The 21,878-nt window shown below is 64.7% G+C and carries 19 protein-coding genes; 17 read left to right on the top strand and 2 right to left on the bottom strand.

Annotation, left to right across the window (positions count from 1 at the left end; all coding sequences use genetic code 11):
- Window positions 1-68: 68 nt before the first annotated feature.
- Window positions 69-953, top strand: coding sequence for a 6-carboxytetrahydropterin synthase (locus tag HKD46_RS12015; RefSeq protein WP_069652656.1), 885 nt, complete (start codon window positions 69-71; stop codon window positions 951-953).
- Between the two features lie 67 nt (window positions 954-1,020).
- Here the strand turns inward: HKD46_RS12015 and HKD46_RS12010 are convergent, their stop codons facing one another.
- On the bottom strand, window positions 1,021-3,033 hold the full coding sequence (locus HKD46_RS12010) for a methyl-accepting chemotaxis protein (RefSeq protein ID WP_171865462.1): 2,013 nt from the start codon (window positions 3,031-3,033) through the stop codon (window positions 1,021-1,023).
- Window positions 3,034-3,289: 256 nt separating this feature from the next.
- On the opposite strand from HKD46_RS12010, the gene hinT reads away from it, so the two are divergent.
- The 10 genes from hinT to HKD46_RS11960 all read left to right on the top strand — a co-directional run bounded on the left by hinT (window position 3,290) and on the right by HKD46_RS11960 (window position 13,307).
- Complete coding sequence (gene hinT / locus HKD46_RS12005) at window positions 3,290-3,640, top strand: purine nucleoside phosphoramidase (protein ID WP_010674343.1); 351 nt, start codon at window positions 3,290-3,292, stop codon at window positions 3,638-3,640.
- Window positions 3,640-5,061 (top strand): COG3014 family protein, encoded by a 1,422-nt coding sequence (locus HKD46_RS12000; protein ID WP_171865461.1) that lies wholly within the window; start codon window positions 3,640-3,642, stop codon window positions 5,059-5,061. The genes hinT and HKD46_RS12000 overlap by 1 nt, the downstream gene beginning before the upstream one ends.
- A gap of 68 nt (window positions 5,062-5,129) precedes the next feature.
- Complete coding sequence (locus HKD46_RS11995; protein WP_010674345.1) at window positions 5,130-5,528, top strand: YcfL family protein; 399 nt, start codon at window positions 5,130-5,132, stop codon at window positions 5,526-5,528.
- A complete protein-coding gene (gene lpoB / locus HKD46_RS11990; protein ID WP_103261852.1) occupies window positions 5,528-6,124 on the top strand; it encodes a penicillin-binding protein activator LpoB in 597 nt (198 codons plus the stop codon). The genes HKD46_RS11995 and lpoB overlap by 1 nt, the downstream gene beginning before the upstream one ends.
- Window positions 6,114-6,977 (top strand): phosphotransferase, encoded by an 864-nt coding sequence (locus tag HKD46_RS11985; protein WP_171865460.1) that lies wholly within the window; start codon window positions 6,114-6,116, stop codon window positions 6,975-6,977. Before lpoB ends, HKD46_RS11985 begins: the two co-directional genes overlap by 11 nt.
- Before the next feature lie 51 nt (window positions 6,978-7,028).
- Window positions 7,029-7,889, top strand: coding sequence for a DUF6279 family lipoprotein (locus HKD46_RS11980; RefSeq protein WP_041215412.1), 861 nt, complete (start codon window positions 7,029-7,031; stop codon window positions 7,887-7,889).
- Between the two features lie 106 nt (window positions 7,890-7,995).
- The gene (locus HKD46_RS11975) at window positions 7,996-8,463 is read left to right on the top strand and encodes a hypothetical protein (RefSeq protein WP_041212852.1); all 468 of its coding nucleotides are present in this window, start codon (window positions 7,996-7,998) and stop codon (window positions 8,461-8,463) included.
- 148 nt (window positions 8,464-8,611) lie between these two features.
- Window positions 8,612-10,414 (top strand): protein translocase subunit SecD, encoded by a 1,803-nt coding sequence (gene secD / locus HKD46_RS11970; protein ID WP_103261854.1) that lies wholly within the window; start codon window positions 8,612-8,614, stop codon window positions 10,412-10,414.
- Between the two features lie 109 nt (window positions 10,415-10,523).
- Window positions 10,524-11,438 (top strand): protein translocase subunit SecF, encoded by a 915-nt coding sequence (gene secF, locus HKD46_RS11965; protein WP_029314368.1) that lies wholly within the window; start codon window positions 10,524-10,526, stop codon window positions 11,436-11,438.
- A gap of 249 nt (window positions 11,439-11,687) precedes the next feature.
- A complete protein-coding gene (locus HKD46_RS11960) occupies window positions 11,688-13,307 on the top strand; it encodes a methyl-accepting chemotaxis protein (RefSeq protein ID WP_171865459.1) in 1,620 nt (539 codons plus the stop codon).
- Between the two features lie 54 nt (window positions 13,308-13,361).
- On the opposite strand, the gene HKD46_RS11955 is transcribed toward HKD46_RS11960, so the two are convergent.
- Window positions 13,362-13,964: a DUF924 family protein gene (locus tag HKD46_RS11955; RefSeq protein ID WP_139700309.1), complete on the bottom strand. Its 603-nt coding sequence runs from the start codon at window positions 13,962-13,964 to the stop codon at window positions 13,362-13,364.
- 206 nt (window positions 13,965-14,170) lie between these two features.
- On the opposite strand from HKD46_RS11955, the gene HKD46_RS11950 reads away from it, so the two are divergent.
- The 6 genes from HKD46_RS11950 (at window position 14,171) to HKD46_RS11925 (ending at window position 21,717) form a co-directional block, all read left to right on the top strand.
- Window positions 14,171-15,082 (top strand): DUF808 domain-containing protein, encoded by a 912-nt coding sequence (locus HKD46_RS11950; RefSeq protein WP_139700307.1) that lies wholly within the window; start codon window positions 14,171-14,173, stop codon window positions 15,080-15,082.
- 169 nt (window positions 15,083-15,251) lie between these two features.
- Window positions 15,252-17,042 (top strand): M3 family oligoendopeptidase, encoded by a 1,791-nt coding sequence (locus tag HKD46_RS11945; RefSeq protein WP_139700305.1) that lies wholly within the window; start codon window positions 15,252-15,254, stop codon window positions 17,040-17,042.
- Between the two features lie 78 nt (window positions 17,043-17,120).
- Window positions 17,121-18,929 (top strand): M3 family oligoendopeptidase, encoded by a 1,809-nt coding sequence (locus HKD46_RS11940; protein ID WP_161470746.1) that lies wholly within the window; start codon window positions 17,121-17,123, stop codon window positions 18,927-18,929.
- 184 nt (window positions 18,930-19,113) lie between these two features.
- Window positions 19,114-19,653 (top strand): alpha/beta hydrolase YcfP, encoded by a 540-nt coding sequence (gene ycfP, locus HKD46_RS11935; RefSeq protein WP_005331594.1) that lies wholly within the window; start codon window positions 19,114-19,116, stop codon window positions 19,651-19,653.
- 74 nt (window positions 19,654-19,727) lie between these two features.
- Complete coding sequence (locus tag HKD46_RS11930) at window positions 19,728-21,020, top strand: NAD(P)/FAD-dependent oxidoreductase (RefSeq protein WP_041212859.1); 1,293 nt, start codon at window positions 19,728-19,730, stop codon at window positions 21,018-21,020.
- 379 nt (window positions 21,021-21,399) lie between these two features.
- Window positions 21,400-21,717: a heavy metal-binding domain-containing protein gene (locus tag HKD46_RS11925; protein WP_124244354.1), complete on the top strand. Its 318-nt coding sequence runs from the start codon at window positions 21,400-21,402 to the stop codon at window positions 21,715-21,717.
- Window positions 21,718-21,878: the final 161 nt, after the last annotated feature.

Here is a 21,878-nt window from a genome sequence, read left to right as displayed (position 1 = left end):
GTTCCTTTGCCGATAATCCGGGGTCATAATATCGCAAACTGCACTTTCTCTGTAGCAAGGCCTGAGTAATGAAGTTATTTGTTAGAGATTTGACTGTGATCGATTCCAGCTATTTATGCGAGCGCCGCGGCATGGTGGGCGAGAGCTGGCTGGTGGACATCGAGATGAGTGGCGAGCTCAACGAGATGAGCATGTTGCTGGACTTCGGTCGGGTGAAGAAGCTCATCAAGTCGATCATCGATGAAGAGGTGGATCACAAGCTGCTGGTGCCGACGGAATGTCCCCTGGTCCATGTCCACGCGCTGGAGAACGACGAGAGCACCGTGGATCTGCTGCGTCCGGGTCGCGCCATCCACCTGCGCTGCCCGACCCAAGGGTTTGCCTTCATTCCCGCCCCCCAGGTGGATAAAGAGTCGGTGACCCGCTATCTGCTGGGGGTACTGGCCAAGCGTCTGCCCGGCAACATCAAGGATCTCTCCCTGACGTTGCGCTCGGAGCGCATCGAGGGCGCCTTCTACCACTACAGCCACGGCCTCAAGAAGCACGACGGCAACTGCCAGCGCATCGCCCACGGCCACCGCTCTCCCGTCGAGATCCTGGTGGATGGAGAGCGTGACGAGGAGCTGGAGTTCAACTGGGCCGAGCGCTGGGCCGACATCTACCTGGGCACCGAAGAGGACAGGGTGGCCCTTGGCGAACTCGCCCTGAGCGAGCGGGCCGAGGCGTCACTGAAAGAAGGGGACGCTCACTACATCGGCTTCAAGTATGTGGCGCCCCAGGGGTTGTTCCAGCTCGCCATGCCGGCGGCGGAGGTGGAGATGATCGACACCGATACCACCATCGAGCTGCTGGCCCATTACATCGCCCGCGAGGTGAAGAAGCAGGTAGGGGACAAGTTCGTCAAGATTGTCGCCTATGAAGGGGTCGGCAAGGGCGCCATCGCCTACGCCTGAGCCAGGTTCTTCGCTGCCATGAAAAGGCCCCGCCAATGCGGGGCCTTGTCGTATCGGGTCGTGGCCATCAGGCACTGAGGCGGAAGCGCTGGACCAGCCCCTCCTGCTGCTCGGCAAGGGAGTCGAGCTGCTGGCTGGTCTCGGCGACCCGCTCTATGCCCTGATAGTTGAGATCCGAGATGTCGGAGATGCGGTTGAGGTTGGTGGCGATGTCGGCGCTGGTGGCCTGCTGCTGCTCGGCGGCGGAGGCTATCTGGCTCGACATGTCGCTGATGAGCACCACGATGCCCTGTACCTCTTCCATGGCGTTGTTGGCCTGGGAGCTCTGATCCACGCAGCTGTCCATCTCGCGGGAGCACTCCTGCATCACGTTGACTGCCCGGGCGACGCCTTGCTGCAGGTTCTCGATCATGGTCTGGATTTCGCTGGTGGACTGGGCGGTGCGGCCAGCCAGGTTGCGCACCTCGTCGGCCACCACCGCAAACCCGCGTCCCTGATCGCCGGCGCGGGCCGCCTCGATGGCGGCGTTGAGGGCCAGCAGGTTGGTCTGCTCGGCGATGCCGCGGATGACGTCGAGGATGTTGCCAATCTGGCCGCTCATGGCGCTCACGTCGCCAATCACCTTGCCGGTCTGCTGCAGCTTGCCCGCGAGCTGATGGGTGGTGGTGATGTTGCCTGCCATTACCTTGCGCCCCATCTCGGAGGCCTTCTCCACATCCTGCACCCGCTCCAGGGTCTGGTTGGCGGCCTGGGCCACCTCCCGCACCGAGGCCTCCATCTGGGTCATGGCGGCGGCGACCGAGGCGGTCTCCTGACGCTGTTTCTCCAGATCCGCCCGCACCGATTCGGTGGTGTGGCGGTTGTCGTGGGCGGCGCTGTTGAGCTGGGTCGAAGCCTGGGAGAGCTGCTTTAGCACATCCCCCATCTGGTGGATCAACAGGTTGATCTGGCTGGCGAGCTGGCCGAATTCGTTCTGGCTCTTGAAGCCGACCCGCTGGGTCATGTCACCCTGGGTCACTTCGGTCAGCACCCGCAGCAGCTCTTTCAGGGGGCGGCGGATGGCCTTGCCCAGGGTGAAGGCCACCAGGATGGCGACGAAGATGGCGATGGCGATGCTGACCCCCTGGGTCAGGGTACTCTGGGTCTGCACCCGATCGGAGGCCTGGATGCTGGCGTTCATCAGCTGCTGGCTCTGGGCGGTGATCCCCTCCAGCTTGTTCTGGATGCTGAGGATGAGCTGGCTCGCCTGCTTGCTCTGCTCGCGCATGGCCTGCTGCTGCTTCATCAGGGCCAGGTATTGGGAGAGCACGCCGTCATTGCCCGTGGTGTCACGCACGAAGCCATGGACGTAGTGGCCCATGTTGTTGTCGAAATCCTTGAGCTCTCCCTGGAGATCCTTGATGGTGCTGTTGAAGCCCTCGATCTGCATCTTGTTGCGCTTGAGCGCCGCCTCGATGGGGGCGGGGATGCTCTGGTTGAGGGCATCCATGGTGGAGAGCTCGATGGCGGAGAGCTTGGTGGTCAGGGTCTCGGAGAGCATCTTGATGAAGCTGTCGTCGATGGTGACCATCATGTCCCCCAGGTTCTTCTTGAACTGGGGCAGGCTGACCTGGAACTGGCCCTTGGCCTGATTGACCTTGTGCAGCCGGGTGAGCAGGGCCTCGTGTTCGCCGGGCAGGGTCTGGGTCAGTTGCAGGTAGTCATCCACCAGCTTGACGAGTGCAGTCATGTCCGCCTGCAACTGGGGATGAACCGCCACCTGCTGCTTGAGGCTGGCGACCATCTTGTCGACCTGGCCCTTGGCCTGTTGCAACTCGGCCACTTCCGCAGGCAGTTGCTTGAGATCCTGCTCGGTCAGCACGTCGGTGAGCCATTTGTTGGCGCTGAGCAGGCTTATCTGGGTCTGGCTGCTGGCGAGTACCAGCGGCATGGACTCCTGGGTCACCTGATCCAGGGCGCCGCTGAGTTCGCTCTGGCCGCGAAAGGTCAGTACCGCACTGGCGACCATGACGGCGACCAGGATGGCAAAGCCCAGATAGACTCTCTGTAGGATCGAGAGGTCTGACATTGTTTGTTTCATTATTGTCCCGCTGTCTGTGCAAAAGTCCCTTGCCTGAGTACCCCGTCCCTTTGATACCCTGCATGCCCCGAAGGGGATGCCGTTGTGGTTCGCGGGACGTCTCCTCGCTATCGGTATTCTTCACAATAACTGAAGCGATTGGGACAACGGCTGTGCCAAATGTCGGCTTGTGTCACACTTGGCGCATTGCGGCGGCCTGTTTGGGAGCCGCTTGAGCTTTGTATTGAATTTTCTTTTTCCTATAAAGGAGTTACCCATGGCGCAAGAAACCATTTTCAGCAAAATCATCCGCAAGGAGATCCCCGCCGACATCCTTTATCAAGACGATCTGGTGACCGCGTTTCGCGACATCCAGCCCAAGGCCAAGACCCATATCCTGATCATTCCCAACGTGCTCATCCCCACCGTCAACGACGTGGAGCCGGATCACGAGCTGGCGCTGGGCCGGATGTTCACCGTGGCCCGCAAGCTCGCCAGCGACGCGGGCATCGCCGAGGACGGCTACCGCCTCATCATGAACTGCAACCGTCACGGCGGGCAGGAGGTCTATCACATCCACCTGCACCTGGTCGGTGGCGAGCCCCTGGGACCCCTGCTGAGCCTGTGATGCGCCTCGTCCCGTCGACCGGCCTGCTGTTGGCCGGTCTGCTGCTGGGGGGCTGTGCCTCCCAGTGGAAAGACATGTTCGTCTCCTACTCGGATCAGATGGTGCCCCTGCGCAACCAGCTGCTGCTGGGCCATGCCGCCGAGGCCCTGCTCGAGGTGCGCGAATCGACCCCGGGGGACGACACCTTCGTGCTCGACCAGCTGGAGAAGGGGCGCATCGCCTGGCTAGCGGGTCAGGACGGCCCCAGCAAGCAGGCCTTTGCCGCCGCCGACAGCCGGCTTGCGTGGGAAGACAGTCAGGCCGAGTACCGCCTGAGCCAGGGACTGGCCCAGGCGGGCAGCCTGCTCACCAACGATCAGACCCTGGCTTACCAGGCGCCCGATTACGAGCGCACCATGCTGCACCACTATCTGGCGCTCAACTACTTGCAGCGCGGGGATGCCGACGGCGCCCTGGTAGAGGTGCGCCGTGCCAACCAGGTGCAGGAGCAGGCCCTTAAACGGCGGGCCGACGAGGTGCGCAAGGCCGCGCAGGAGGGGGAGCAGGAGGACGAAGCCGGGGAGATGCGCCAGCTGATGTCGCGCGGCGCCCCCGAGCTCGATCGCCTGATAGGCCAGGTGAAAAACGGTTTCCAGAACGCCTACACCTTCTATTTCTCCGGCGTGCTCTACGAGGCGGCCGGGGATCTCAACGACGCCTGGGTCGATTACCAGCGCGGCTATCAGATAGCGCCGGACAACCAGAGCCTGCAGGATGCCCTGCTGCGCCTGGCCCGGCTTCGCGGCTCTCCCGAGGAGCTCAAGGAGACCGAGCAACGGATGGGCCGCAAGGCGCCGCCCTTGGCCAAGGATCAGGGCCAGCTGGTGGTGCTGTTTGAAGATGGCCTCATCCCGGCGCGCCGGGAGCTCTTCCTGCCGCTGCCCATCTCCACCTCCAGCGGCGATTTTCGTACCTTTACCGTGGCGGTGCCCTATTACGACAATCGGGCCAGCGACGGCGCCCCGCTTACCCTGTCGGTGGGCAAGGGGGTGGCACAGACCAGCGAGCTGGTGAGGCTGGAGGCGCTGGCGGCCAAGGATCTGCAGGAGCGGCTGCCCGGCATGCTGACCCGGCAGGCCCTGCGGCTGGTGGCCAAGGAGCAGGTACGGCGCACCGCCGCCAAGGAGGGGGGGGATGTGGGCAACATCCTGGTGGGGATCTTCAACACCCTCTCGGAGCGGGCGGATACCCGCAGCTGGCTGACGCTGCCCGCAAAGGCCTCGAGCTGGCAGGGGATGGTCCCGGCCGGGAACGTCACCCTGACCCTGGGGGCGGGCAGCGCCATGCGTACCCTGCCACTCAGCGTCCACGCCGGGCGCACCACCCTGGTGTGGGTACAGCGCCTGGGGAGCGGGCTCACGACCCGGGTGATGCCCCTCTAGGGGGAACCGCATATGGCAACTCAGATGAATGACCGGTCAGGCCGACGGCCACCGGCAAGGAGAACAAGATGAAAGCACAAGGGTTGGCCCTGGGCCTGGTTCTGCTGCTGACGGGCTGTGCCACCAATACTTCCGGCGTGGCGCTCTATGGCGCGGCCGGTGCGGCGGCGGTGGCCGAGCAGCATCAAAACGTCAACGTCACCCTGACCGAACTCAGCCGGCGCCAGCAGAACGGCCTGTTGCAGGTCAACGTGGCGGCGGCCAGCACCCAGCGTGGTGACAACACGCTGCAATATCTCTTCTACTGGTATGACGACGCGGGGCAGGAGGTGGCCAGCGATGGCCGCGGCTGGACCCCCCTCAAGCTGCATGGCTACCAGACCCGCACCCTGTCCGCCCTGGCGCCGAGCCCGGCTGCACGGGGTTACCGGATTTACGTTCGCGAAGTGATGGAGGAATCCTACTGATGAAAATGAATCATGCCCTGCTGATCCTGACCAGCGCCCTGCTGCTGGGCGGCTGTTCCAGCACCACCGTCAGCTATGGCGATCCCACCGAGACCGAGACGGTGACCGTCGATTACGGCTCCTCCGACTTGCAGGCCATCGCCGACAAGATGGCGGATTCCATGCTGGCGTCCCCGGCCACCAGCGAGATCACCGCCGGGGGCCGCCCGGTGATGTTCATGGACTCCATCCGCAACAAGACCTCGGAGCACATCGACACCGAGGCCATCACCGACACTATCCGCACCAAGCTGCTGCGCTCGGGCAAGTTCCGCTTCGTGGACATGAGCAAGGTGGCGGCGGTCAAGCAGCAGCTCGAATACCAGCAGGGCAGCGGCATGGTGGATCCCGCCACCATGGTGCGGCTCGGCAAGCAGACCGGTGCCCGCTACATGGTCTATGGCAACCTCGCCAGCATCGTCAAGGACAACGGCAAGGTGAAGGACGTCTACTACCAGATGACCATGAACCTGATGGATGTGGAGAACGGCGAACTGCTGTGGGCCGATCAGAAAGAGATCCGCAAACAGGCCAAGAAGTCCACCTTTGGCTGGTGAGGACCCGCGGGGGCAGGGGGATCTGGCGGAGCTGGCGCTCCTCGCCAGCCTGCCGGCGCCTTGGGATCAGGGGCGCCTTGAGCCGCTGGGTCAGGGCCTGACCAACGGCAACTACCGGCTTTGCCTCCCCACTGGCGAGCAGGCCTTCCTGCGCCGCGGTCATCCGGATCCGGTGCGCCTTGGCATCGACCGGGCCACCGAGTGGCAGCTCTACCAGGGGGCGGTGGGGCAGGGGCTGGCGTTGCCCTGTCATCACGGCGATCCCGCCACCGGCCTGATGCTGCTGGCGTGGTGCGACGAACCCAACTGGGCCGAGCAGGCGCCGCCTCTCGCCGCGCAACCCCGCCTGATGGCGGAGGTGCTGGTACGGCTGCACCGCCTGCCGGTGCCGACCGTGGTGATGGCGGTGCGGGCCCACAGCGGCGGTTATCGGCAGCGTCTGGCCCATATCCCTCCCTGGCTGCCCGCGCTGGAGCGGGCCCTGCTCGCGAGCCGGGAGCCGGACGACTGCTGGCTCCCTTGCCATCACGATCTCAATCCGGCTAACTTGTTGGGGGCGCGGCCCTGGGTCATCGACTGGGAGTACGGTGCCGCCGGTCATCCTGGGTTCGAGGTCGCCAGCATCCAGCGCACCCACGGCTGGAGCGAAGAGCAGCGGTGCCAGTTGGAGAGCTGCTATCTTGAAGCCATGGACGGGGCACCGACGGGGCTGGGGCACCGGGGATTTCAGGCCGATGCCTTCCTGCCCTGGGTCGATTACATCGGCCTGCTGTGGGCGCTGCTGATGGCCGAACAGCAACCCGGGCCCGAATATCAGGCCCTGATCGATATCAACCGCCAGCGCCTGGAGTGATGCCAGGCAACGGCCCGCGCGACGCGTGTATTCAATGAATGGGAGGCATGCATGGTGACCACATTCTCATGGCGTCAACCGCGTAGCTGGAGCCTGCTGCTGCTCTGCCTGCTGCTGACGGGTTGCGCCACCCGGGTGATCTACTACTGGCTCGACTCGGCCATCGTCTGGCAACTGGACGACTACTTCTCCCTGGACCGCAGCCAGAAGAAGCTGCTGGACCAGGAGGTGAAGGGGCTGATGGCCTGGCACCGGCAGCATGAGCTGCCCATCTATGCCCGGGATCTCGACGCCCTGGCCAAGGCGGTGGCCAGCCCCATGAGCCCGGCCCAGGTGACCCTGCATCTGGACAGAACCCAGGCGAGCCTGACCCGTACTCTGGAGAATGCCATTCCCCGCACGGTGCGCCTCGCCAAGACCCTGACCGACGAGCAGGTGGCTCGCTTCATGGCCGATCGGGTGAAGCGCCAGCAGGAGCGCCAGCACGATTTTGCCACCCAGTCGAAGGCCGAGATGATCAAGGGCTTTCGGGAGAAGATGAACGAGCGCCTGGTGTTCTGGATTGGCAAGGTGAAGCCGGCCCAGGAGCCCCTCATCACGCAGTGGGCCGAGTGGCAATACGAGATGATGGCCCCCTGGCTCGACTTTCAGGAGGCCTGGACCAAGGAGCTGGATCGGCTGATGAAACAGCGCCAGAGCCCGGATTTCGGCCAGGAGCTGACCCGCTTGCTCCAGCAGGGGGACGGCCTGATGGATGGCCGCTTCACCGGCTACACGGACCAGTCCCGCCAGCGCACCATCCAGTGGCTGAGCGATCTCAGCCACTCCATGGATCTCTCCCAGCGGGCCCACCTCTACACCCTGCTCAAGGACTATGCCGAGGACTTCGAGGGCATGACCCGCAGCCGCTGAGGACGCGGTGAGACAACACAAGGGCGGCGGGCCCCGGGCCTGCCGCCCTTGTTCTTGTGGGGCAGGCTGTGGTAGCTTGCCCTTTCTATTGTGTGGGAATTAACTTTTGAACCTGACCGACAACGTGAAACTGGCGGCGATGACCCTGCTCATCACCCTCGCACTGTTGTTCTCTACCCTCTCGGTGGAGGGGGTCAAGGTACCCGCGTTCCAGCCCTCGGCCCAGCAGGCCCACTCGCTGGCGGAGGGGGCGGCACCTGCCGACGCAAGCCCGGCGGCCCACGGCGTCAGCGGCAGTGACGATGGCATCGTCAAGTTCGTCGGCTCCCACCAGAATCACCTGCTGCGCCTCGAGCACTCCCTGAGCCGCGATCATCAGCCCGGCAGCGTGGTCTACGAGCTGGTGATGAGCTGGTCCCAGCAGGCGATCCTGCTGCTGCTGTGCGGCCTGCTGTTCTATGCCGCCCTCTTCTACCCGGGGACGAGCTTTCGCGATCACTTCGCCGGCATTCACAGGCGCCGCCTGCAGCGCCGGCATCTGCAGTACCGCTTCGCCCAGAGCTTCCTCGCCTGACCCCGATGGGGTCAGCTTGCCACCTGTTGCCTCATCTTCTCTCTGTTGCTGTTCACTTTTAGTGAACGGCTAGGCTGTCTTGTTTCATTTTTTTGCACGGTGCGACCCCGGTGTCGCCCCTTGCCATCGCCTGACAGAGGCCGATTTCATGAGAAAAAAGAGTCATACCGTGTTGAACCGCATGAGCCTGTGGCAGTACGCCCTGTTGCTGCTGATGCTGGTCACGTTCGCGTTCTATTCCCTGCCCACCTTCTTCGGTGAGCAGCCCTCCCTCGGTCTGCACGGCCAGTCGCGCCTGAGCGACGCGCAGCGCACCCTGCTGGCCGAGAACCACATCGACCCCCTCAAGCAGATCGCCCAGGGTGGCCGGATGGCGCTGGTGTTCGCCAGCCAGGGGGAGCAGCAACTGGCCAAGCAGTTGCTGGAGCAGCAGGGGCTGGACAGCGCCGCCCTGACCCTGGAGTTCTACTCCAACGCCCCGGCCTGGATCAGCCGGCTCGGCGCCGATCCCATCAAGCTCGGGCTGGACCTGCGCGGTGGCTCCCAGCTGCTGATCGGGGTGGACGTGGATTTTGTCATCGACAACCAGACCAAGAACCTGGTGGATACCCTGCGCACCCGTTTTCGCGAGGCCAACCTGCGCGGCGCCAGCGTGATGCGCACCGCCCAGGGGAGCGTGGCCGTCACCCTGCCCGACGTGGCGGGGCAGGAGGCCTGGCTCTCCATCATCAAGGAGAGTGCCGGTACCCGCCAGGATCAGTGGACACTGAGCCGCTCCGGCAATGCACTGACCCTGGTGCTGAGCGACGCCGAGCGCACCTTGCTGGTGAACAACGCCGTGACCCAGAACCTGTCGATCCTGAAAAAGCGGATCAACGAGCTCGGCATCGTCGAGGCCTCGGTGGTGCGTCAGGGGCAGGACGGCATCCGCATCGAGCTGCCGGGGGTGCACAACCCCAAGCAGGCGAAAGAGGTGATCGGCGCCACCGCGTCCCTGGCCTTCTATGAAGCCAAGGCCGACAGCCGCTTCTTCATGGCGGATCGCAGCGGCCAGGCAGTGGGGCTGGCCCGCCAGCCGGTGCTGAGCGGCGAGCACATCGTCGATGCCCGCGCCAACATGGGGGAGATGGGGCAGCCCCAGGTCAACATCGTGCTCGACACCCTGGGGGGGAGCAAGATGAACCAGTTCAGCCGCCAGCACGTGGGCAAGCCCATGGCCACCGTCTTCACCGAGTACAAGACCAACACCGAAGGCAAGCTGCGCGCCCGAAGCGAGGTGATCAACGTCGCCACCATCCAGACCGCCCTTGGCAACCAGTTCCGCATCACCGGGATCGGCAGCCTGCCCGAGGCCCAGGAGCTCGCCATGCTGCTGCGGGCCGGGGCCCTCACCGCGCCGCTGAAGATCCTGGAGGAGCGCAGCATAGGCCCGACCCTGGGTCTGCAGAACATCGAGGCGGGCTTCACCGCCCTGGCGTTCGGCATGGCGGGCATGATGCTGTTCATGATGGCCTGGTATCGCAAGTTCGGCTGGGTCGCCATCACGGCGCTGGTTGCCAACCTGCTGATGCAGGTGGGCATGCTGGCGGTATTGCCGGGGGCCGTGCTGACCCTGCCGGGGATCGCCGGTCTGGTGCTCACCGTCGGCATGGCGGTGGATACCCATGTGCTGATTTTTGAGCGGATCAAGGACCGGCTGCGGGAAGGGGGGTCTTTGGCCAACGCCATCGACTTTGGTTATCGCTCGGCGTTTCGCACCATCTTCGATGCCAACATCACCACCCTCATCTGCGCCGTGGTGCTCTATGCCATCGGCTCCGGGCCGCTGCAGGGCTTCTCCATCACCCTGATCCTGGGGCTCATCTCCAGCATGGTGACCGGCATCTGGGGCACCCGCGCCATCATCAACCCCCTGTGGGGCAACAGCCGCGCCAAGCTGCTGAGGGTATGACCATGAACCGACTTCATCACCATGACGCCGCACCCGTGAGTCTGTATGACCTGCGCACCGACCGCTTCCTGCCGGGAAGTCTGAACCACCTGACGTCGAGGGAAGAACAATGCTGAGAATGATCCTGGCCATGGGGCTGACCCGCTGGCGCTATATCGGGCTGTGGGCCTCCGTGCTGCTGACCCTGGCCTGCGTGGCCGTCCTTGCGACAAAAGGGCTCGCCCTCGGGCTCGATTTCACCGGCGGGATCCTGCTGGAGTTTCGCATCCAGACCCTGAAGGAGGCCCATGAGCTCAACGCCCTGCTGACGGCGCCCCTGGCGGGGGTGGTGGAGCTGCACGGCGCCGGTGTGCCCGGCGAGTGGCTCATCAAGCTGCCCCCCCACGCGCTGCCCTGGGCGGCGGAGGATCTGGCGACCATGCTGGGGCAGCAACTCGCCCTGCCGGTGGAGCTCTTGCGCACCACCATCGTCGGGCCCCAGGTGGGCGCGGAGCTGTTCCAGCAGGGGATGCTGGCGGTGCTGGTGGCCTCGCTCGCCATCTCCGCCTACCTGGCGGTGCGCTTCGAGTGGCGCCAGGCCATCGGCATCCTGGTGTCGGTGTTGCACGACGGTCTGGTGGCCATCGGGCTGCTCGCGCTCTTTGACATCGAGTTCGACCTCAACGTCATCGCGGGCCTGATGGCGGTGATAGGCTACTCCCTCAACGACAGCATCGTCATCTCGGACCGGCTGCGGGACTTGCTGGGGTCGCGTACCCGTATGGGGATCCACGAGTGCTCGGACGTGGCCATCAAGGCCACCTTCAGCCGCACCATGATCACCTCGGGCACCACCCTCTTCACCGTGGGGGCCCTGCTCCTGTTCGGCGGCGACGCCCTCTACGGCTTCTCCTTCACCCTGTTCGCGGGCATCCTGGTGGGGACGCTCTCCTCCATCACGGTGGCCTCCACCGTGCAGGAGCTGCTGGGGCTCTCCCCCCAGGCCTACCAGAAAAAAGAGGAGGAGCTGGCCGAGGCGGCGTGACCGGCGAGCGCCCCGTCACGGGGCACATGGGCGGCCAGTGCGGCCGCCCCGGGCAAAAAAGGAAGGCGAATGCCTTCCTTTTTCCATTCTGCCAGAGGGGGGCGGCGGTCCCGAAGGCCGGGTTGGGGCGGCGGGTGTGACGCGGCCGAGCAGAAGTTGAAAAGTGTAATGAAATGCATGTTTTAGGCGCTATTTTCGGGGCCCGCATCGGCTACACTGGCAGGGAGTCTATGGATGGAGTAAGCACTCATGAATATCGCTCGTCGGCTTCAACTCATTGCCCTGCTGGTCATGCTGGCCCTGGGGTGCCTCAGCTGGTTCAGTATCAGCAGACTCTCCTCCGCCAATGCGGATCTCAGCTATGTAACAGACAACACAGTCCCCAGCATTTCCACGATCAAGGAGATAGAAACAGACTTCTACGCCCTGCATTCATTGATCCAGGCGCACGTGCTCAACACCGACGACGGCAAGATGAGTCAGATAGAGCAGAGCATTGCATCCCTTCACACCAAGATGGACGCCCTGCTGAGCCAGTATGAAAGCGGGATGATCTCCAATGAGGAGGACAGGCAGCTCGTCGCCGATGATCGGCGCCTGGTTGCCCAGTACGGCAAGGCCTCTGAAGACGTCCTGCGCCTGTCCCGCGAGAACAAGAATGTGGAGGCCAGAGAGGCGATCGACAAGGCGCTTGCCCCCTTGTTTGAGCAGCTTTCCCAGGCCATCGACAAGCACGTCCACTTCAACATCCAGCAAGGTGACGCCGTCAAGCTGCGAGGCGAGCAGAATGCCGATAGCAGCATGCAGGCCCTGTTGTTCATCTCGGTGGGCACGGGAGCCCTCACGCTGGTGCTCTTTCTCTGGCTGTTCAGGCAGGTCGCCAATCCCCTCCGTCTGGCCATGGCGACCCTGTCCGAGATCCAGCGCGACCTGAACTTCACCCTGCGGGCCAATGTGAGCCAGCAGGACGAGATCGGCCAGACGCTGACGGCGGTCAACCGCCTGCTGGACACCTTGCAGCAGACCTTCACCGAGTTCTCGGTGGGCAGCCTGCAAATCAAGAGCACGGCAGAGTTCCTCTCCCAGGCGGCCCAGCACATGGCGGAGTCGGCGAGTCAGGCCAATGACGCCACCAGCCTTATCGCCGCCGGAGTGGAGGAGATGAGCGTGAGCATCACTGACATCTCCCAGCGCACCCAGGAGACCAGCCGCATCACCAATGAATCCGGCAAGCTCGCCAGTGACGGCGGGGCCACCATAGAGCGCACTGTGCTCGCCATCAACGACATCGCCGACGCCATTCGTCAGGCCTCCCGCGATGTGACGGCGCTGGGGGAGGGGATCTCCCGCATCGGTGGGGTGGTGAACGTCATCAACGATGTGGCGGGGCAGACCAACCTGCTGGCGCTCAACGCCGCCATCGAGGCGGCGCGGGCCGGTGAGCAGGGACGCGGCTTTGCGGTGGTCGCCGACGAGGTGCGCAAGCTGGCGGAGCGGACTGCCCAGTCGACCCAGGAGATCTCAAGGACGGTGGAGGCTATCCAGCAAGGGTCCGAGGCCACGGTGGCCAGAATGGTCCTGGTGGAGGAGAAGGTGGCGCAAGGGGTGGCCATGGCGACGGAAAGCGGGGCCATCATCACCCAGATCCGCCAGGCCTCCCATCGCGTCATGGATCAGGTCGGCGAGATCACCCTGGCCATCCGCGAGCAGACCTCGGCGGCGGAATCCATCGCCCTCCAGGTCGAGCAGATAGCCCAGGTGGTGCAGCAGACCAGCAGCACGGCGGAGGAGACCTCCGCCGCCGCAGAGGAGCTGAACGTGACCACGGAGAATATCCACCAGCAGATCTCCCGCTATCGCATCCAGTGATGCGCGGATCGGTTGTTCTCTCCCCGCCATGCCCATGGCGGGGATTTTTTTATGTCAGAACCCCGAACCGGGCTGTTGCAGGAAGGCGGCCTCTTCCTCCGTGCTCGCCCTGCCCAGGATGGCGTTGCGGTGGGGGAAGCGGCCAAAGCGATCGACGATCACCTGGTGGCGCCGGGCAAAGTCGGCAAAGCCTTCGAAGGTGGCCCGGGCCGGGCCTGTGACCTGCTCGTCGGCCAGCGCCTCGAACAGGGCGACGCTTCTGGCCTGCTGCTCTCTGGACTCCGCGTGCTCGAGGGGCAGATAGAAGAAGACCCGGGCCAGCGGCGAGAGCCCCTTGTCGACCCCGAGGGTGAGCCCCTTGAGGCACAGCGCCCTGGCCTTGTCGTCCTGGGCGAAGGCGGCGGGGGTGTGGCGGTGAAGGTTTCGCGGCAGCTGGTCCAGCAGCAGGATGAGGGCCAGGCGCCCTGCGGGATCGCCCTCCCAATGGGCGAGCTCGCCCGCTGCGGCACGGGCCGCCAGTTCGCCGAAGCGTGAGGCCAGCAGGGCATCGGTCTCGCTGCTCTTGCCCCACCAGAGGGGGGCCTGACGGGCGGCACGGGGGGCGTCGTCTGCGTCATCGCCAAACCAGAAATCGAGCAGAGGTTGCCAGGGTTGCATGGGAACTCCTTGGGCCGGTGGCCGTGAGGTGAAAACGGAGCAGGGGATCTGCCATGGGGGGCTGCCGCCGTGGCGGCTTCCCGTTACACTGTGCCATCTTTTGCCCCAAAGGGTGATCCCCGGATGGGCCCGTGCTCCCCTGACCCCCTCATCACCCTGACCGGGGCAGCCCGGATGTGTCCCACTCAATAGAAGGAATGCCAGATATGGCCGGAGCCAGTTTGTTGACCCTGCTCGATGATATTGCCAGCGTGCTCGATGATGTCGCCCTGATGACCAAGGTGGCGGCGAAGAAGACGGCCGGGGTGCTGGGGGACGATCTCGCCCTCAATGCAGAGCAGGTCTCCGGGGTGCGGGCCGAGCGTGAGCTGCCGGTGGTGTGGGCGGTGGCCAAGGGATCGTTTCGCAACAAGCTCATCCTGGTGCCTGCCGCCATCGCCATCAGTGCTCTTATCCCCTGGCTCATCACCCCGCTCCTGATGCTGGGGGGGGCCTACCTCTGTTTCGAGGGGGCGGAGAAGCTGGTCCACAAGTTCCTGCCCCACGAGGAAGAGGCGCATCAGGCGGCGCCGGTGCCCGAGGATCTGGCGGCCTATGAGCACCAGAAGGTGAAGGGGGCCATTCGCACCGATTTCATCCTCTCGGCGGAGATCATCGTGATCGCCCTCGGCACCGTGCAGGGGTCGAGCCTGGGCCTGCAGATCGCCGTGGTAGCGGGCATCGCCCTGCTGATGACCGTCGGGGTCTATGGCCTGGTGGGGCTCATCGTCAAGCTCGACGACATCGGTCTGCACCTGCTGCAAAAGCCCGATGGGGGCGCCGTGCGCCGGGCGGTGGGGCAGGGGCTGCTGGTGACGGCGCCCCGTCTGATGCACCTGCTTGCCCTGGTGGGCACCATCGCCATGTTCATGGTCGGCGGCGGCATTCTGGTCCATGGCTGGCCCTTCCTCCATCATCTCATCGAAGGGACGGCGGACACGGTGGCCGCCCTGCCCGGGGTCGGCGGGGTACTGGCCGTGGTGACGCCCACCCTGCTGAGCGCCCTGGCCGGCGTGGTGGCAGGGCTGGTGCTGGTGGTGGCCATGACCCTGGTGAGCAAGCTTCAGCCCGCCAAATAGGTCGCTTGTCGGGGGAGGGCCGACAGGGGCCGTCGCACCCGGGGGCGCTCTTCTGCTGGTTGCCTCGAATGGGGGCTAGGCAAGTGCCTGGCCCCCTTCGTACTATCCGGTTTCACCCGCCCGCAGAGGCGGGGTGACCCGATATGGACGCAAACAGACAAGGACAACCATGAAACCACCCGTTTGGCGAGATGATCACATCTATGCCGCCCCCGACGATCCTGCCATCGAGGCCGCCTTCCAGGAGGCTGCCCGCGCCCTCACCCGGCTTGACGCCCTCCTGGCGGACCTGCCGGATCCCGCCCATCCCGTTGCGGATGCCAATGCCCTGCGCCACCTGCTGCGGGCCATCCGCCGCGAGGCCAACGGGGTGAAGAGCCTGGCCTGGAACAGTCAGGTCTATGGTTACAACCGGCTGAGCCAGAACGGGCGCGACGAGGAGGCCCGGGTACTGCTTTCCCGGGGCCAGCAGCTGGAGGCGACCCTGGCCCAGCGCAGCAAGCCGGTGGACCTGTTCTGGGTTCGCGCCCCCGAGTCACTGGTGTGCACCCTGCTGCAAGACCCCGAGCTCTTCGAGCTGGCCTACCAGATCCATCACGACAGAGCGCTGCAGGATCAGTGGCTTTCGCTCGAGAGCGAGCAGCTCATCGAGGGGTTGGCGGTGGACGGCCTGCAGGGGTGGGGGGATCTCTACGACAACCTGGTGGGGCGGCTGCTGCCGGTGGTGGAGGGGATGCCCATGGGGCTTGCCCAGGCGGACAACCTGCTCGCCCACCCGGACAGGGCGCGGCGCGCCAGCGCCTGGCACGCCATCCAGGACGCCTGGGAGGCGGAGCAGGAGACGGTGGCCGCCATTCTCAACGCCATCAACGGCTGGCGCAACGAACTCGGCCGCCAGCGCGGCAAGGGGCGCAGGCTGGATGCCCTCGAGGTCACCTGCCATCAGGAGCACATCACGGGCGCGACCCTGGAGACCCTGATGGCGGCGGCCGAGGAGCACAGGGAGCTCGGGCGCCGCGCCTTGCGTGCCATGGCCTGTGCCCAGCAGATCACCGACTTCGCCCCCTGGGATCTCTTTGCCCCGGCGCCCCAGGCCGTACACGGCAAGTTCGGCGTCGAGCAGGCGCTGAATCTGGTGATGGAGGCCTTTGCCGCCTTCGATCCCGAGATGGGGGCGTTTGTCCGCATGATGGCCGACAAGGGGTGGATCGATGCCGCCCCGAGCGAGCACAGGCGAAGTGGCGCCTATTGCACCGAGTATGCCGATCCACCCGAGCCAAGGGTCTTCCTCACCTTCGAGGGGACCATGGACAACGTCATCACCCTGGCCCATGAGCTCGGTCACGCCTGGCACAGCTGGTTGCTGCGGGATCTTCCCTTCGAACAGCGGGGCTACCCCAAGACGCTGGCGGAGACCGCCTCCCTCTTTGCCGAGATCCTGGTGCGCGATGCCCTGCTGGCCGCCACCGACAAGGTGGAGCCGCGCCGGGCCATCGCCTGGCTGGACGGGGAGCGGGCCGCGAGCCTGCTTCTCGACATCCCCGCCCGCTTTGCCTTCGAGCGCGCCCTGGTGACGGCGCGGGAGGCGGGTTACGTGGGGGCGAGCCAGATGCGGGAGATGATGAAATCGGCGCAGCAGCAGTGCTATGGTGACGCCCTCAGCCAGTATGACGAGCTGTTCTGGGCCAGCAAGGGTCACTTCTCCATCGCCGAGTCCGGGTTTTACAACTACCCCTATCTGTTTGGCTATCTCTTCAGCCTGGGGCTCTATGCCCAGCATGCGCGGGCCGGGGGCGAGTTTGTGCCCGCCTATCGCGCCCTGCTGCGAGATACCGGCCGCATGAGCGCCGAGGCGCTGGTGGAGAAGCACCTGGGGGTCGACATCCGCGAACCCGGGTTCTGGCAGGAGAGCCTGCGCTATGTGGAAGAGGCGGTGGTGCGCCTCGAGCGGCTGGTGTGATGCCTGCCCGCGAAGGTGGTGGCTCTGGCCACCTGGATTTCACGACGGGCCAGGCCCGTCCCTGACGATGAGCGTTCGATGCAACAACGAGTCTATCCACAGCAGTGGCAAAATGATCACATCTACCCCTCCCTCGACAGCTGTGTCCTCGAGGCGGACATGAGCCTGGCCCGCGCCAGCCTGGCCGAGCTGAGCGGTTTTATCGAGGGACTGACCCTGGTTCCTCGCACTCCAGGCGCCTTGCAGGACTTCCTCAGGGAGGTACGCCTGCGGGCCCGGCGCATTCGCGACATCGGCTGGAACATCGCCGTGCTGGCCGCCTGCAAGGGGAGCCAGGACGCCCGGGATCCCCTCGCCAAGCAGGTTGCCTCCCGGGCCCGGGCCCTCAATGCGGATCTGTTCAAGACGCTTGCCCCCATCGAAGATCTGATGCTGGGGCTGCCTGCGCCCGAGTTTGAGCAACTGATGGCCGACCCCCTGCTCGGGGAGGAGGGGTACCGGCTGCGCCACGAGCGTCGCCTGCAGGATCAGCGGCTGCCGGTGGAGGCGGAGCAGCTGGTCATCGGCCTTGGCACCGACGGCCTGCACGCCTGGGGCAACCTCTACAACGATCTGGTGGGCAAGATAAGGCTGGTGATCGCGGGTCGCGAGATGGGGCTGGCAGAGGCGAGCAACCTGCTCTCCAACCCGGATCGTGCCCTGCGCAAAGAGGCCTTCGATGCCATCAGCGCCGGCTGGGAAGGGGAGCAGGAGACGGTGGCAGCCATCCTCAACGCCCTCAACGGCTGGCGCCTGGAGCTCTCGCGCCAGCGCGGCAAACACCGGCGCCTCGATGCCCTGGATCTCTCCTGCCACCAGAGTCACATCGAGCGGGCGACCCTGGATACCCTGATGACGGAGACCTGGCAGGCCCGCCATCTGGGCCAGCGGGCCCTGGGGCTGATGGCCGGTCACCTCGGCCTCGAGGTGCTGGGGCCGGAGGATCTCTTTGCGCCGCCCCCTGCCGCCAGCCGCCGGGAGATCCCCTTCGAGGAGGCGGTCGACATCATCGCCCTGGCCTTCGCGCGCTTTGACCCCGAGATGGGGGACTTTGCCCGCATGATGGCCGAGCGCGGCTGGATTGATGCCGCCCCCACCCCCAACCGGCGCACCGGGGCCTATTGCACCAAGTTTGCCGAGCCGGTGGAGCCGCGGGTCTTCATCACCTATGCGGGCACCATGGACAACGTCATCACGCTGGCCCACGAGCTCGGTCACGCCTGGCACAACTGGCTCATCCGCGATTTGCCCATGAGCCAGCGCAGCTACCCCATGACCCTGGCGGAGACCGCCTCCATCTTCGCCGAGACCCTGGTGCGCAGCGCCCTCTACGAGCAGGCCCGAAGCGCCGAGGAGCGTCTGGCCATCGCCTGGGCGGATGCCGATGGCGCCGCCACCTTCCTGGTCAACATCCCGGCCCGCTTCGACTTCGAGCGGGCCCTGGTGGCCGAGCGCGAGCAGGGCTATGTGTCGTCGGCCCGGCTCAAGGGGCTCACCGACGAGGCCTGGGGGCGCTGGTACGAGCAGAGCCTCGACCGTTATCACCCCCTGTTCTGGGCCGCCAAGGCGCACTTCTCCATCGCGGGCTTCGGTTTTTACAACTACCCCTACCTCTTTGGCTATCTGTTCAGCCTCGGGGTCTATCAGCAGCTGATGAGCCGCCAGGCCGCAGGGGAGGAGGGGGTGGCGAAGGCCTACCGCACCCTGCTGCGAGACACAGGTCGCATGAGCGCCGAAGAACTGGTCGAACGGCATTTGGGGCAGGACATTCGAAAACCCGCCTTCTGGCAGGGGAGCCTGGCCCTGGTGGAAGCGGCGGTGGCGCGCTTCGCCCAGTGCGGCAGTTAACCTCGCCAGACCCGGTTTGCGCCATGTCCCGCTGGGGCATGGCGCTGCCACAGCGGCCCCGACGCGCGGTTTGGTGGCCCGAAGGGGCGTGATCCAAAGCAAGAAAGTGGGATGTTTTGGTGGCGCAAGGCCCTGTCGCTGGGGTAGTTTCGATAGAACCGACACAGTTTTTGAGGTCTTGTCCATGATCATCTATCTGCATGGCTTTGATGCCACCAGCCCCGGCAATCATGAAAAAGTGCTGCAGTTGCAGTTTATCGATGATGATGTGCGTTTCGTGCACTACAGCACGGTTCACCCCCGCCACGACATGAGCCATCTGCTCAAGGAAGTGAAGAAGCAGCTCGACATGAGCACCGATCCCAAACCCCTCATCTGCGGCGTGGGCCTGGGTGGCTACTGGAGCGAGCGGATCGGGTTTCTGTGCGGCATCAAGCAGGTGGTCTTCAACCCCAATCTGCACCCGGAAGAGAACATGCAGGGCAAGATCGACAGGCCGGAAGAGTACGAGGACATCGGCACCAAGTGTGTAACCGAATTTCGTAATAAAAATTCAGGAAACTGCCTGTGCATCCTTTCCGTTCAGGATGAAATCCGCGATAATCGGGACACTGAACGTGAATTGAAGAACTATTACGACATCGTATGGGATGAGCGCGAGACCCATAAGTTCAAGAACATCTCGCACCATCTGCAACGGATGAAGGCCTTCAAAGAAGCCTGAGCCATCACGTCAACCGATTTCGTTTTAGGGAGCCAATGGCTCCCTTTCGTTTTGAGGAACCAAGGAAAATCATCATGATGAATATTGTCGTTGTAGGCGGTGGCGCCGGTGGTCTCGAGCTTGCGACCAGCCTGGGCCGCAAGCTGGGCAAGAAGAACAAGGCCAGGATCACCCTGGTGGATCGCAATCGCACCCACCTGTGGAAACCCCTGCTGCACGAAGTGGCCACCGGCTCCATGGATGCGGGCATCGATGCCCTGAGCTACCAGTCCCACGCCAAGAACCACGGCTTCGAATTCCAGCTCGGCAGCCTGACCGACATCAAGCGCGACGAGAAACGCATCGTGCTGGCCCCCATCCACGACGAGAGCGGCGCCCTGGTGGTCAACGAGCGGGAAGTGGCTTACGACATTCTGGTGATGGCCATCGGCTCGGTCTCCAACGACTTCAACACCAAGGGCATCAAGGATCACTGCATCTTCCTGGACAGCCCCTCCCAGGCGCACCGCTTCTACAACAGCATGATGAACCGCTTCCTGCAGTTCGCCACCGAATACCAGCCCGGTGACAAGGTGAAGATCGCCATCGTCGGCGGCGGCGCCACCGGCGTCGAACTCTCCGCCGAGCTCTACAACGCGGTGGAGCAGCTCTACGCCTACGGCTTCAAGAACCTCACCACCGACAGCCTCAAGGTGACCCTGGTGGAAGCGGGCCCCCGCATCCTGCCGGCCCTGCCGGAGCGCATCAGCGGCTCCGCCCATCAGGAGCTGGTGAAGCTGGGCGTGGACGTGCGCACCGCCACCATGATCACCGAGGCCACCGCCGAGGGCCTGCACACCAAGGATGGGGAGCTGATTGAAGCAGACCTTATGGTGTGGGCCGCGGGCATCAAGGCGCCGGACTTCATGAAGGAGATCGCGGGCCTGGAAACCAACCGCATCAACCAGCTGGTGGTCCACGAGACCCTGCAGACCACCCGGGACGAGAATATCTTCGTCATCGGCGACTGCGCCGCCTGCCCGCAGCCGGACGGCAAGTTCGTGCCGCCCCGCGCCCAGTCCGCCCACCAGATGGCGACCCAGGCGTTCAAGAACATCCTGGCCAAGATGAACGGCGGCGAGATGAAGCCCTACCGCTACCACGACCACGGCTCCCTGGTCTCCTTGAGCCGCTTCTCCACCGTGGGCAGCCTGATGGGCAACCTGATGCGGGGCTCCATGATGGTGGAGGGCTACATCGCCCGCATCGTCTACATCTCCCTCTACCGGATGCACCAGGTGGCCCTGCACGGCTACATCAAGACCGGCCTCATCATGCTGGTGGGCCGCATCAACCGGGTGCTGCGCCCGAGCATGAAGCTGCACTGAGTGCATGGCGGCTGCCGCTGCGAACATCAAAAAGGAGAGGCTTGCCTCTCCTTTTTTTATGGCCGACGCGGGGCGCTCCTGGCAGCGCCTGCCGCCGTTCAGGGCGAAGACGCAGAGGGCCGGTGCAGCTGCCGTCGTGTCTGCATCATCAAGGCCCCGCTTTCATCGCGGCCCGGAAGCCCTCTCCCCAGCACCGGTGCCCAAGGTCGCTGTGCGGGGGAAAGTGGCACGACACAGGCTCTATGGATGGCTCCTTGATGAACCTGGCGGGCGCTGTGCTTGAAGCCCCTGGCCACGCCGGGCTTATGCTTTGGCCAACGCCTTGCTACCATGACGGCAACGGTGCTTCGCGCACCCAGCCCAACTCACAGGAGACCTCATGATCCTCTCAACCACCCCCACCCTGGAAGGCAAGACCATTCGCGAGTACCGCGGCATCGTCGTGGGCGAAGCCATCCTCGGCGCCAACATTTTCAAGGATCTGTTCGCCGGCATCCGCGACATCATCGGCGGTCGCTCCGGCGCCTACGAAAAAGAGCTGGCCCGGGCCCGGGAGATCGCCTTCGAGGAGCTCAAAGAGCGTGCCCAGGCGCTGGGGGCCAACGCCGTGGTGGGCATCGACATCGACTACGAGGTAGTGGGCCAGAATGGCAGCATGCTGATGGTCAGCATCAGCGGCACCGCCGTGGTGGTGTGAGCCTGCGCTCACGCCGTTAGAAGCCAATGCCCAAGCCGATCGCGAGATCGGCTTTTTTATTGGGGAACGGCGGCGGGATATCGTCGGGAGAGGCGGGAACTGACCTCGCGGCCATGTATCAGCGCGTGATAGGCACCTTAAAGCCGGGAAAAGGGCGCGAT

It is taken from the genome of Aeromonas sp. TW 6, from assembly GCF_013168745.1.
GTDB lineage: Bacteria > Pseudomonadota > Gammaproteobacteria > Enterobacterales > Aeromonadaceae > Aeromonas > Aeromonas caviae.
Note: the sequence above shows the minus strand (reverse complement) of the source record. Positions and strands in the feature narration are given on the sequence as shown.

What these genes read in the sequence shown, in the direction of transcription:
- hinT (WP_010674343.1), top strand. Translation starts at nt 3,290, where the DNA reads ATGGCGCAAGAAACCATTTTCAGCAAAATCATCCGCAAGGAGATCCCC.
- secD (WP_103261854.1), top strand. Translation starts at nt 8,612, where the DNA reads ATGAGAAAAAAGAGTCATACCGTGTTGAACCGCATGAGCCTGTGGCAG.
- HKD46_RS12010 (WP_171865462.1), bottom strand. Translation starts at nt 3,033, where the DNA reads ATGAAACAAACAATGTCAGACCTCTCGATCCTACAGAGAGTCTATCTG.
- HKD46_RS12000 (WP_171865461.1), top strand. Translation starts at nt 3,640, where the DNA reads ATGCGCCTCGTCCCGTCGACCGGCCTGCTGTTGGCCGGTCTGCTGCTG.
- HKD46_RS11995 (WP_010674345.1), top strand. Translation starts at nt 5,130, where the DNA reads ATGAAAGCACAAGGGTTGGCCCTGGGCCTGGTTCTGCTGCTGACGGGC.
- HKD46_RS11950 (WP_139700307.1), top strand. Translation starts at nt 14,171, where the DNA reads ATGGCCGGAGCCAGTTTGTTGACCCTGCTCGATGATATTGCCAGCGTG.
- HKD46_RS11955 (WP_139700309.1), bottom strand. Translation starts at nt 13,964, where the DNA reads ATGCAACCCTGGCAACCTCTGCTCGATTTCTGGTTTGGCGATGACGCA.
- ycfP (WP_005331594.1), top strand. Translation starts at nt 19,114, where the DNA reads ATGATCATCTATCTGCATGGCTTTGATGCCACCAGCCCCGGCAATCAT.
- HKD46_RS11930 (WP_041212859.1), top strand. Translation starts at nt 19,728, where the DNA reads ATGATGAATATTGTCGTTGTAGGCGGTGGCGCCGGTGGTCTCGAGCTT.
- HKD46_RS11980 (WP_041215412.1), top strand. Translation starts at nt 7,029, where the DNA reads ATGGTGACCACATTCTCATGGCGTCAACCGCGTAGCTGGAGCCTGCTG.
- HKD46_RS11940 (WP_161470746.1), top strand. Translation starts at nt 17,121, where the DNA reads ATGCAACAACGAGTCTATCCACAGCAGTGGCAAAATGATCACATCTAC.
- HKD46_RS11925 (WP_124244354.1), top strand. Translation starts at nt 21,400, where the DNA reads ATGATCCTCTCAACCACCCCCACCCTGGAAGGCAAGACCATTCGCGAG.
- lpoB (WP_103261852.1), top strand. Translation starts at nt 5,528, where the DNA reads ATGAAAATGAATCATGCCCTGCTGATCCTGACCAGCGCCCTGCTGCTG.
- HKD46_RS11960 (WP_171865459.1), top strand. Translation starts at nt 11,688, where the DNA reads ATGAATATCGCTCGTCGGCTTCAACTCATTGCCCTGCTGGTCATGCTG.
- HKD46_RS11945 (WP_139700305.1), top strand. Translation starts at nt 15,252, where the DNA reads ATGAAACCACCCGTTTGGCGAGATGATCACATCTATGCCGCCCCCGAC.
- secF (WP_029314368.1), top strand. Translation starts at nt 10,524, where the DNA reads ATGCTGAGAATGATCCTGGCCATGGGGCTGACCCGCTGGCGCTATATC.
- HKD46_RS12015 (WP_069652656.1), top strand. Translation starts at nt 69, where the DNA reads ATGAAGTTATTTGTTAGAGATTTGACTGTGATCGATTCCAGCTATTTA.